Below are 10,539 nucleotides of genomic sequence, written 5' to 3'. Positions count from 1 at the left end.
CAGGAAAGACCTCACCTAAGTCTCAATATGAAAACCCCAAATGAAATCCATCAAAAAACCGAGGAAGAAAATCTCCCTCGGCTAATTTTACTAACTTAAATCTGTCAATCTATTTCAGGACGGGTCAGATTGAACTTTAACCGCAGATTTGGCAGATGCTCAGTTAGTTCAAGTCTTCAGACCACTTGGTTCAAGTCTCATGACTTGGACCAAAAGCATTGCAGTCTTCAGACTGCATTTCAGTGTGATTAGGATTAATTTAACTATAGCAGTCTTCAGACTGCATTTCAAAAGGCACAAGCCTGCCTGCTGCAGGCAGGTCTGAAGACTTGCGCCAGCATTATCCACAATTGGCAGGTTTGCGCTAGCCTGTGCCTGAAAACTGAGACTGACCACTTTCCCTCCCTACAACCCAAGCACCTGCCTAAGCCTAGCATAGCCCGTCTTACTCACTGGTACTTTTTTACCATCCCGAAGTAACACAAGGTAATTATCTCGCTCGTACGGCTCTATTTTGGTGATCTCATTCAGGTTGATCAGGTAAGATCTGTGCACCCGAACAAACTTGGCAGGATCTAGCGCTTCCTCAAGGGACTTCATCGTCATCTTCTTTAGGTATTTGCCAGATGAAGTATGAATAGCGATGTAATCATCTTCGGCTTCGAAAAAACTTACCTCATGAGTTGGAATGATTTTGATCTCATTTTTCACCCGAACAACTAAACGATTTCGCTTCTCGGCCAATTCATTTAGTTTCTGAGTGGATTCTCTATTTCCTCCTTGCTGAGCTAGGAATTTTTCTATGGATTGGTCAAAACGATCTTGGGAAAACGGTTTGAGTAAGTAATCAATTGCCATTGCATCAAAAGCTTTCAAAGCATATTGGTCAAAAGCCGTTGTAAAAATCACAGATGGAGGTCCATCAAGTAATTCCAGCATTTCAAATCCTGTGATTTTGGGCATCTGAACATCCAAAAAGATCAGATCTGGCTCATGCTCTTGGATGGCTTTCAGTCCTTGAAATCCATTTTGACAAACACCTAAAAGTTCAAACTGTGGGTAATTTGCTAAAAACTCTTGCACTATACTCGCGGCCAAAGGCTCGTCATCTATGATTAAAGTCTTGATCATTTCTGTTGGGGGATTTTTAAACTAACTGTAAATAGTGAATCCACAGATTTCGATTCGAGCAAATCCTTTCTACCAAAAAGTAAAAATAATCTACGGCCTACCGAGCTCAAACCGAAACCTGTTCCTTTGGGTGCTGCCACCTCAGGATCATAAGGGTTTTCAATTTTTAGCATCAAATAGTTTTGGTCCTTATACGCTTGAACAATGATTTTCACATCTTCAATAATGCCGTAAAGTCCATGCTTAATCGCATTTTCAAGAAGCGGTTGAATCAGCAATTGAGGCAAACGCATCTGCTTCACCTCATCTGTCACCTCAAATTCTATCTCGAGTCTATGTCCAAACCGAACGCGCTCGATATCCAGATACATTTTCAGATAACTCAGCTCCTCTTCCAAACTGACCCACTGCTGATGATCCTTTCTGATCGTTCCCCGAAGAAAATCTGAAAGCTGCAGCACCATTTCACGAGCCTTCAAAGGCTGCGAAACGGTCAGCGCACTAATGGAATTAAGACTATTAAACAAAAAATGCGGCTGAAGCTGCTGCCTCAGTTGTGTCAATTCTGCCTCTCTCGAAAGCTCATTCATCATGGCTTCCCTCTTCTGAGTTTCATCCTGCTGTTCGAGCTTCGATACTACGATAGCGATCAAAGCAACAAGAACTTCAGCCAAACCCAATATAGCCCAACGAAGGTAAAAGTGAGATTTAAGAAAAACTAGATAAGCTTCTTTGTCCGAATACACCCATTTAAGCAAATATTGATGTCCCAAAACGGCGATAAAACTATATAAAAGAGGTAGACCAAGAAGCAGCCAATTGTTACTTCCTTTGGGAATGTAAAACCCAAAAACCCGATCCAGCATTTTTACTCCTAGAGAGAAAAACAAGGCGAAAATCAAGGAGTCTACGATGGCTATGGATTGCTCAATACCATAAAACATGAACAACCCAAACGTAGCAAGAAACCAGATTACTCCGGCTCCTTGTACGATCCAATTACTTTTAGAAGGATTTGAAAATGCTTTTGAGAACAATCGATTGGGGATTTATGGGAATTTCGTTAATAAGATTTGATTTCCAAACCTCCGAAGAATACTGTTCCTCTTATCACCAATACTTTATCAGGATCAACTTCAGACTGACGATAAGCACGCTTATCTTCTACTCCCGCAGCTATATTGGTCACTTCTACACGCACATCCCAATGTGGAGGAACTACAAGCTTGATCGCACCAAAAATAACATCAACTTGAAGCGTCACCATCCCTGAGAAGTCCGCTTGAGTTAAATCCAGATCAATACCTCCAAATGCAGCGGTTAATTTTCCACCTTGAAAATTCTTGGTCAGCATTCTCTTATTGATGCCGCTCATGATAGAATCTATAGACACACTATCTGAGTAGCTTGTGCCTGAGACACCTGACATGCCTGCATAAGATTTTGCTCCGCTGGCTTGGCTGGAGAAAGTAGACTTTTCCCCTTTATTGTATTCCTCTCCTATTTTATATTCCTCGGTTGAAGCTGTCGAAGATGTAGATTTAGCCCTGATTTTTTCTTGGATATCATTGAGCACCTGCTGCTCCTTACGCTTCTTGGTGATCAGGTAAATCCCTACGAAAATCAGAGCAATCGGGAATACAAATCGCTGTAGCCCAAAATCAAAATTAAACTCTCGCTCAAAGAGAAAGTACATTCCTAATCCCAGCATCATTACTCCAAAAAAACTTTTGAATTCGTGCTTAACCAATGTAATCACTCCGACGCCTATTAATATCATTGGCCAGGATAGTAACCAATCAGGATAAAAAATATCCAGTTTCCTTAATAAAATCAGGACTCCTACAGCGAGGATTATAAATCCAAAGATCATCCCTCCATCATTATTGTTTATGCGATTTCGTTTCATCTGTTTATAATTTGTTTTTTTAGGCCAGATGGAATCTCACATGGTTGATAATCATTTCATGGTGTAACACCTGAGTCATGTTCGATTTCATCGTTTTATTGTTTAATTGATGATCGAAAGTAGTCTAAGCAATTACACCCTGAAATAATCAAAAGGCCAATTCATCCTAAAAGTCGGTAAAGCCCACTAAAAAGTCGGTGAAATTTCACCACGAAAACTTACCGATCAGCCAATTGCTTAGCGGCGATGAATTCAGCATAATCCATGTCTTCAGGTGTGGTTATCTTGATGTTTTCTGGATTTCCCGAGATCAAAGTCACTTGCCAGCCTTGGTTTTCATAGACTGTAGCATCGTCGGTAAACTGTTGTAGTTCGGTCACGGCAAAAGCTTTCTTGATTTTTTCTACTTGAAAAGTCTGTGGAGTCTGCACTAAACGATAATATTGTCGCTCCTCATAGAATGACTTCCCGTCATCTTTAAGCTTCCTGATAGAATCCTTCAATGCGATCACCGCAATGGCACTTCCTGCACGTTCTGCTACCTCAAAACTCTCCTCTATCACTTTTTGACTAACAAAGGGTCTTACTCCATCATGGATCGCCACCAGTTTAGTGTTAGAATCCAGAGAACTCAACCCATTTCTCACTGATTGAAATCTAGAATTTCCACCTGCTACGAGACGATGAGGGATAGTAAATCTATATTCCGCACATAATTCCTCCCAGTAAGAAAAATCACTTTCTGGCAAGACCAGAATCAAATCAATCGAAGGGTCTACCTGATAAAAAACAGAAAGTGTACGCATCAGTACTGGCTGCCCTGCAACTGGTAAATATTGCTTGGCGATTGGCCCACCCATTCTTGTACCTCTACCTCCTGCTACCAGGATCGCTGCTTTATTGGTCATACTTATTTTTCGCAAAAGTAAGGATTGAAATCGCTAAAGGTTTTACTGCAAAGTTATATCAGTGTGAACATAAAAAAAGCTCCTTTCGGAGCTTTCAGTATTAAAGGATCAACATCGCATCTCCATAGGAGAAGAATCGATATTTCTCTTTGATGGCTTCTTTGTATGCTTTCATTACCAAGTCATATCCCCCAAAAGCTGATGCAGTCATCAGCAAAGTTGATTCTGGAAGGTGGAAATTGGTGATCAATGCATTAGCTATTTTAAACTCGTAAGGAGGAATGATAAACTTATCTGTCCATCCGCTACTTGCTTTCAATCGACCATTTGCAGTCACAGAGGACTCAATGGTTTTCAAAGATGTAGTTCCCACAGCTACCACTCTCTTTTTGGCATCCAATGATCTATTTACCAACTCAACAGTCCCTTCAGGAATGCTATAGTTTTCTGAATCCATTTTATGCTTAGTCAGATCTTCCACATCTACCTGACGGAAAGTACCCAAGCCAACATGAAGTGTGATTGGAGTCACATCCACACCTTGAAGTTCTAGTCTTTTCAGCAAATGAGGAGTAAAGTGCAAACCAGCTGTTGGCGCAGCTACAGCGCCCACGTTCTTCGCGAATACAGTTTGGTATCTTTCTTTATCTTCTGCTTCTACTTTTCTTTCGATAAATTCTTTCAAAAGTGGCGTCTCACCAAGCGTATCGATAGTCTTATGGAATTCTTCATCAGTACCGTCAAACAAGAAACGAATTGTTCTACCTCTAGAAGTAGTGTTATCAATCACCTCTGCTACGAGATCTGAATCTCCGAAATAAAGCTTGTTCCCAACTCTGATTTTACGTGCTGGATCTACCAACACGTCCCAAAGCTTCAATTCAGCATTTAATTCTCTCAATAGAAAAACCTCTATTTCTGCACCGGTTTTCTCTTTGTTGCCATATAATCTAGCTGGGAAAACTTTGGTATCATTAGTTACAAAGACATCACCCTCACCGAAGTATTCGGTAATATCTTTGAAAATTCTGTGTTCAATTTTACCTGTATCTCGATGGAGTACCATCAACCTGGATTCATCCCGGTTTGCCGCAGGATAATGAGCTACTAGTTTCTTTGGAACGTCAAATTTGAAATCCGATAATTTCATAGATAAGTTTTAGATGTCTTGAGTGATTTAGAATAACTCTAAAAAATGCAAAGATACTAACAATATCAGGCAAAATCAGCTAACTTGATAAATTGTTTTAAACCAACTATATAACATATGCTGTTTTTCAAACTCACATGGGAAAGTTTTCGCTTCGCGATTTCAGCATTAAAAACTAGTCTGACCCGTACAATATTGTCTCTATTGGGAGTTACGGTGGGTATTTTCGCAATTATTGCGGTATTCACTTTGGTTGACTCACTTGAAAACAATATTAAATCTTCCTTCTCTTTTTTAGGGACTAATGTAGTGCGAGTAGATAGATTTCCCTTTGCAAATGGCCCGCAAGACTATCCATGGTGGAAATATTTCCGCAGACCTCCAGGAACTGTGGCAGAATATGAATTTCTCCAACAAAGACTCACTTCTGCAGAAGGAGTGACTATCTCAGCCTCATCCACCACCACGGTAAAAGCAGGAAGCAATGCCTATGAAGGTATGGCTCTCACAGGCGCAGTTTACTCCTATCAAGATGTTTATGAAATCTCTTTGGAGGAAGGCAGGTATTTCTCGCAATCAGAAATAAATGCTTCAAGAAATTTTGCAATAATAGGAAGGGAAATAGCAAACACGCTGTACCCTCAGCAGGAAGTTATCGGTAAACAGATCAAAATCAAAGGGATGAAATTCGTCGTAATTGGCGTATTTGAAGAGGAGGGCGAAGGATTATTCGACACACCTTCCAAAGATCAGGCATGTTTGATTCCTTACGGTGCTTTTAGCAAAATGTATTATACAGGAAGAAATGGAATGGAGCCAACCATAGCTGTTAAAGGCATGGAAGAAGACATTGGACTTGTTGCCTTAGAAAATGAAATGACTGGGCTGCTTCGTGCCAAGAGAGGCCTGAGACCAAGAGACGAAGATAATTTCGCTCTTAACAAGACAGAATTTATTCAAAATGCTATCGGATCTATATTTGACGTGATTTCTATAGCAGGATGGGTAATCGGTGGATTTTCAATTCTAGTTGGTGGATTCGGTATTGCAAACATCATGTTTGTATCTGTTCGTGAGCGAACCAATATTATTGGCATCCAAAAGTCTTTAGGTGCAAAAAATTACTTTATACTATTCCAGTTTCTTTTCGAATCAGTTTGCCTGAGTTTGATCGGTGGGATTACCGGAATTTTCATTGTATTCCTGCTGAGCTTTATTCAACTGGGCACATTGGATATCGTACTTTCATTCAGTAACATCATGCTTGGATTAGGTGTATCCACTATCATTGGAGTTGTTTCTGGAATAGTCCCAGCAACACTTGCAGCCAGAATGGATCCTGTGGAAGCTATCAGAACAACCTAAATAAAGTATTCCCCATAAAAAAGAGGTTGCTCATTGATTGAGCAACCTCTTTTTGTATAAAGACTTTTGAAAAACTCCAGTGCTTACTCTTCTTTCTCAGCAACTACTTTACTTCCACCTTTAGATATTAATCCAGACGCAGCTCTGATCTTCACTTCTAGCTCATCCATTAATTCAGGATTGTCCAGAAGAAGTGTTTTCACAGATTCACGGCCCTGGCCAAGCTTTTCTCCATTATAGGAAAACCATGAACCAGCCTTTTTGATGATATCCAACTCCACTCCAAGGTCAATGATTTCCCCTACTTTGGAGATTCCTTGCCCATACATGATATCAAACTCTACAACTTTAAAAGGAGGCGCAACCTTATTTTTTACCACTTTCACCTTGGTTCTATTCCCAAGGATATTATCTGCACTTTCCTTAATCTGACCAATTCTACGAATATCCAGACGAACTGAAGCATAGAATTTCAGCGCGTTACCACCAGTAGTTGTCTCAGGATTACCGAACATTACTCCGATCTTTTCACGAAGCTGGTTAATGAAAATACATGAACAGCCAGTCTTATTGATAGCACCTGTTAGCTTTCGCAAAGCCTGAGACATCAATCTAGCTTGCAAGCCCATTTTGCTATCGCCCATATCCCCTTCTAATTCACTTTTTGGAACCAAGGCAGCTACGGAGTCAATTACGATAATATCAATTGCACCAGAGCGGATCAAATGCTCAGCTATCTCTAGTGCCTGCTCTCCATTGTCAGGCTGAGAGATCAAAAGATTCTCTGTATCAATCCCCAACTTCTCAGCATAAGCTTTATCAAAGGCGTGTTCTGCATCAATAAATGCAGCTAAACCGCCAGCCTTCTGCGCTTCAGCGATACAATGCAAAGTCAAAGTCGTTTTACCAGAAGATTCCGGTCCGTATATTTCAATCACACGGCCACGAGGTATTCCTCCTATACCCAAAGCGATATCCAAACCCAATGAACCGGTAGATATAGCTGGGATATCCACCACTTTATTGTCACTAAGCTTCATTACGGTGCCTTTACCGTAAGTTTTATCCAACTTATCGATAGTCAGCTGTAGTGCCTTTAATTTTTCAGCGTTGTTACTCATATCTTTAAAATTTGTAAAATCAATTGTTTAGTGAAAGTAAATAAACGACAGACCATTACCAAGGTGGACTTGCCTATTGTTTCGGGACACTAAATTCGTAATTTTAAACGCCTTTCGGCACGCTTTTTCGTAATACCTATAGAATACTACCCATTTCGTCAGGTATTGTCAATATAATTTATGAAAAGAATCCTCGGATCACTTACACTTCTTATTTTTCTTACCCTCTCTGATCTATCAGCACAGGGTTCAGCAGGTATCACTCCCTTTACTTTTGGAGAGGAGTTATCCTTTGAAGTTTCCTATGGATGGTTAAATCTTGCAGATGCAAAAATGCAAATCTCTAGAAGGCCACAAGAACAGAACGACAAATCACATTATAAAATAGATGTGTATGGCAAAACTAAAGGAGCAGCAACGATTTTCGGGAAAGTAAACGACAACTGGGGCACTTACCTAGATGTAGAAACTAATTTACCATCCTTGTCTTACAGACATATTGAAGAAGGAAAATACAGAAAGCATGAATTTGTCCACTTCGATCAGAAGAACAAAAAAGCGACAATGAAGCTTTTTGATAAGGAGAATAAAAATCTAAAAGAGACGAAAGATTTTGACCTTCCTGGACAGGTGCAGGATTTAGTCAGTGGTTTTTATTACTTAAGGACTCAAGATTTACGGGGTTTGAAGAAGGGAGAAAGCATAGATATCAAAGGATTCTTCGATAAAGAAATATATAACATAAAGTTAATCTACGAGGGCACCGAAACCCTGGAGACAAACCTTGGAAAAAAAGAAACCTATATCTTTTCCCCGCAGCTACCAAAGAATAAACTATTCCGAGGTGAGTTCCCTATCACAGTGTGGGTCACAAAGGATCAGAACAAAATCCCTGTGAAAATAAAAGCTAACCTATTCATTGGTTCATTAAATTTGGATATAATATCTGCTAAAGGTTTGAAAAGCAATTAATTCAAAATGGCATAACATAGAGATAACATAGTGTTGTATTTACCAAATATTCCTATGCTTTTCAGGGAGGAGCTGGGTGATTGACAATCTTTTATTTGGCTTCAATCCTTAAATATTCCTTAATTTTAAGCAAAACATTAAGAAATCACTGATGAGCGATAAGCAAAAAATCAAAGTTCTGGTAGTTGACGATGAACCTGATATTGTTGAAATTCTGAAATACAATCTTGTAAAGGAAGGCTACGATGTAGCGACTGCCGAAGATGGACTAAAAGCAGTCAAGACTGCTGCAAAATTTTTACCTGATGTGATTTTACTTGACATCATGATGCCTAATCAGGATGGCGTAGAAACTTGTCTTCAGATCCGGCAAATCCCCGAACTCAAAAATACCTTCATTATTTTTCTTACTGCACGTATGGAAGAGTACTCTGAAGTCGCAGCGTTTGATGTGGGAGCGGATGATTATATCACGAAGCCCATCAAGCCTAGAGCATTGATGAGTAGGATTTCAGCCTTATTCAGACGGGAGTCCAAGAAGGAACAAGAACAGATCCAAGTCAAGATTAAAGATCTGATCATTGACCGTGGTAGCTATACGATTGACAAAGCTGGCAAGACGATCACTTTGCCTAAGAAAGAATTTGAGCTTTTGCATTTCCTAGCCAAAAACCCTAATATCGTTTTCAGTAGAGACGAGCTTCTTCAGAATATCTGGGGCGCTGACGTATTTGTATTGGCAAGAACCGTCGATGTTCATATCAGAAAAGTGCGCGAGAAAATCGGAGAAGACTATATCACTACCGTAAAAGGTGTAGGTTATAAATTCGAATTAGGGCAATAAATGTTTACCACTTCCAGAGGAATTTCTTTGATCCTGGCTTTAGCCATTTCGGCTCTGGTTGCAGCCTTTTTGTCATTAATGGATGAGTCAACTCCGATTTTGCTCTTTGTGGCTTGGGGCGTATCTTTTTCATCTGCCTACCTGCTTATATCTTTCATGCTAGAGTTTTTGATCTTTAAAGAGATCGGGGATATATATTCCCTGATGGAAAAAATTCAGCGAAAAGACCTATCCGAAATCAGCGAAAAAGGCAGAAAAGGATCGATTTCTCCCCTGCGGAAAATCAATAAAGTCATCAATTCCTATGCGATTGCCCGACAAAAGGAAATTGACACCCTACAGAAAAATGCTGAGTTCAGACGAGAATTCATCGCGGACATTTCACATGAGCTAAAGACTCCTATTTTCGCTACTCAAGGCTACATACACACGCTATTGGATGGAGCTATTGATGACAAGCAAGTTCGGATGCGATTCTTGAAGCGTGCTGCCAAAAGCCTAGATTCGCTAGACATCCTAGTCCAAGATCTACTTACTCTAAACCAGATGGAAAGCGGCGTAATCAAATTCAATTTCACCGAATTTGATCTACAGGACCTTCTAGAAGAGGTAATGGAGGAGCTGGAACACAAAGCTTCCAAGCGCGAGATGCATATCAAATTCGACTTAGAGCCAAATAAGCATTACTTAACTATTGGCGATAGGCAGAAGATTTATCGTGTGTGCCAAAATCTGATCTTCAACGCTATGAAATATAATCACAATGGCGGAGATGTGAATGTCTCTCTTAGAACTCTTAAAAACACCATTCAAGTCGACATCAAAGACAATGGACAAGGAATTCCGCCAGAAGATTTGAAGCGAATATTTGAGCGATTCTATCGCGTGGAGAAAAGCAGAAACAAAAAAGAAGGTGGTACTGGCTTAGGATTGGCCATCGTAAAACATATTCTGGAAGGACATAAAAGCAAGATTTCCGTGAGTTCGACCGTAGGAAAAGGATCCATTTTCAGCTTTTCACTACCTTTAGTGAAAATTGATTCTCCGGAAGAGACGCTCAAAGTGTTAACTCTCTAATAATAAAAGCCAGAGAAGTTTTTTACACATTCTTTTTTCCTTACTTTTGCAGCCTCATTTGA

General features: G+C 40.0%; 10 protein-coding genes. 4 read left to right on the top strand and 6 right to left on the bottom strand.

Translation table 11 applies throughout. From position 1 onward, the window contains the following. Window positions 1–405: 405 nt before the first annotated feature. The 5 genes from ESV85_RS20585 to queA form a co-directional block, all read right to left on the bottom strand. Window positions 406–1,131, bottom strand: a complete 726-nt coding sequence (locus tag ESV85_RS20585) for a LytR/AlgR family response regulator transcription factor (protein WP_146920971.1) — start codon at window positions 1,129–1,131, stop codon at window positions 406–408. After that, a complete protein-coding gene (locus tag ESV85_RS20580) occupies window positions 1,128–2,168 on the bottom strand; it encodes a sensor histidine kinase (protein ID WP_223276072.1) in 1,041 nt (346 codons plus the stop codon). The genes ESV85_RS20585 and ESV85_RS20580 overlap by 4 nt, the downstream gene beginning before the upstream one ends. Before the next feature lie 26 nt (window positions 2,169–2,194). Continuing rightward, the gene (locus tag ESV85_RS20575) at window positions 2,195–3,040 is read right to left on the bottom strand and encodes a LiaF transmembrane domain-containing protein (protein WP_146920969.1); all 846 of its coding nucleotides are present in this window, start codon (window positions 3,038–3,040) and stop codon (window positions 2,195–2,197) included. 218 nt (window positions 3,041–3,258) lie between these two features. Next, the gene (locus ESV85_RS20570; RefSeq protein ID WP_146920967.1) at window positions 3,259–3,948 is read right to left on the bottom strand and encodes a 2-C-methyl-D-erythritol 4-phosphate cytidylyltransferase; all 690 of its coding nucleotides are present in this window, start codon (window positions 3,946–3,948) and stop codon (window positions 3,259–3,261) included. 100 nt (window positions 3,949–4,048) lie between these two features. Next, window positions 4,049–5,098, bottom strand: coding sequence for a tRNA preQ1(34) S-adenosylmethionine ribosyltransferase-isomerase QueA (gene queA, locus ESV85_RS20565; protein WP_146920965.1), 1,050 nt, complete (start codon window positions 5,096–5,098; stop codon window positions 4,049–4,051). 117 nt (window positions 5,099–5,215) lie between these two features. Here queA and ESV85_RS20560 point away from each other — a divergent pair, with 117 nt between their 5' ends. After that, entirely contained in the window at window positions 5,216–6,463 is a 1,248-nt protein-coding gene (locus ESV85_RS20560; protein ID WP_146920963.1) for an ABC transporter permease, read from the top strand. Between the two features lie 83 nt (window positions 6,464–6,546). Here the strand turns inward: ESV85_RS20560 and recA are convergent, their stop codons facing one another. Beyond that, complete coding sequence (gene recA / locus ESV85_RS20555; protein WP_146920961.1) at window positions 6,547–7,584, bottom strand: recombinase RecA; 1,038 nt, start codon at window positions 7,582–7,584, stop codon at window positions 6,547–6,549. Window positions 7,585–7,764: 180 nt separating this feature from the next. Between recA and ESV85_RS20550 the strand changes: the two genes are divergently transcribed. From ESV85_RS20550 to ESV85_RS20540, 3 genes are all read left to right on the top strand, one after another. Beyond that, window positions 7,765–8,556, top strand: a complete 792-nt coding sequence (locus ESV85_RS20550; RefSeq protein ID WP_146920959.1) for a DUF3108 domain-containing protein — start codon at window positions 7,765–7,767, stop codon at window positions 8,554–8,556. Between the two features lie 151 nt (window positions 8,557–8,707). After that, window positions 8,708–9,400 (top strand): response regulator, encoded by a 693-nt coding sequence (locus ESV85_RS20545; protein WP_146920957.1) that lies wholly within the window; start codon window positions 8,708–8,710, stop codon window positions 9,398–9,400. Next, on the top strand, window positions 9,401–10,477 hold the full coding sequence (locus ESV85_RS20540) for a sensor histidine kinase (RefSeq protein WP_146920956.1): 1,077 nt from the start codon (window positions 9,401–9,403) through the stop codon (window positions 10,475–10,477). The last annotated feature ends 62 nt before the right edge of the window (window positions 10,478–10,539 follow it).

Origin of the sequence: Algoriphagus aquimarinus, assembly GCF_007997215.1 — a bacterium.
Classification (GTDB): Bacteria; Bacteroidota; Bacteroidia; order Cytophagales; family Cyclobacteriaceae; genus Algoriphagus; species Algoriphagus aquimarinus_A.
The sequence above is the reverse complement of the archived record's forward strand: the minus strand, read 5'-3'. Positions and strand labels throughout refer to the sequence as shown.

What these genes read in the sequence shown, in the direction of transcription:
- ESV85_RS20585 (WP_146920971.1), bottom strand. Translation starts at nt 1,131, where the DNA reads ATGATCAAGACTTTAATCATAGATGACGAGCCTTTGGCCGCGAGTATA.
- ESV85_RS20575 (WP_146920969.1), bottom strand. Translation starts at nt 3,040, where the DNA reads ATGAAACGAAATCGCATAAACAATAATGATGGAGGGATGATCTTTGGA.
- ESV85_RS20570 (WP_146920967.1), bottom strand. Translation starts at nt 3,948, where the DNA reads ATGACCAATAAAGCAGCGATCCTGGTAGCAGGAGGTAGAGGTACAAGA.
- queA (WP_146920965.1), bottom strand. Translation starts at nt 5,098, where the DNA reads ATGAAATTATCGGATTTCAAATTTGACGTTCCAAAGAAACTAGTAGCT.
- ESV85_RS20560 (WP_146920963.1), top strand. Translation starts at nt 5,216, where the DNA reads ATGCTGTTTTTCAAACTCACATGGGAAAGTTTTCGCTTCGCGATTTCA.
- recA (WP_146920961.1), bottom strand. Translation starts at nt 7,584, where the DNA reads ATGAGTAACAACGCTGAAAAATTAAAGGCACTACAGCTGACTATCGAT.
- ESV85_RS20550 (WP_146920959.1), top strand. Translation starts at nt 7,765, where the DNA reads ATGAAAAGAATCCTCGGATCACTTACACTTCTTATTTTTCTTACCCTC.
- ESV85_RS20545 (WP_146920957.1), top strand. Translation starts at nt 8,708, where the DNA reads ATGAGCGATAAGCAAAAAATCAAAGTTCTGGTAGTTGACGATGAACCT.
- ESV85_RS20540 (WP_146920956.1), top strand. Translation starts at nt 9,401, where the DNA reads ATGTTTACCACTTCCAGAGGAATTTCTTTGATCCTGGCTTTAGCCATT.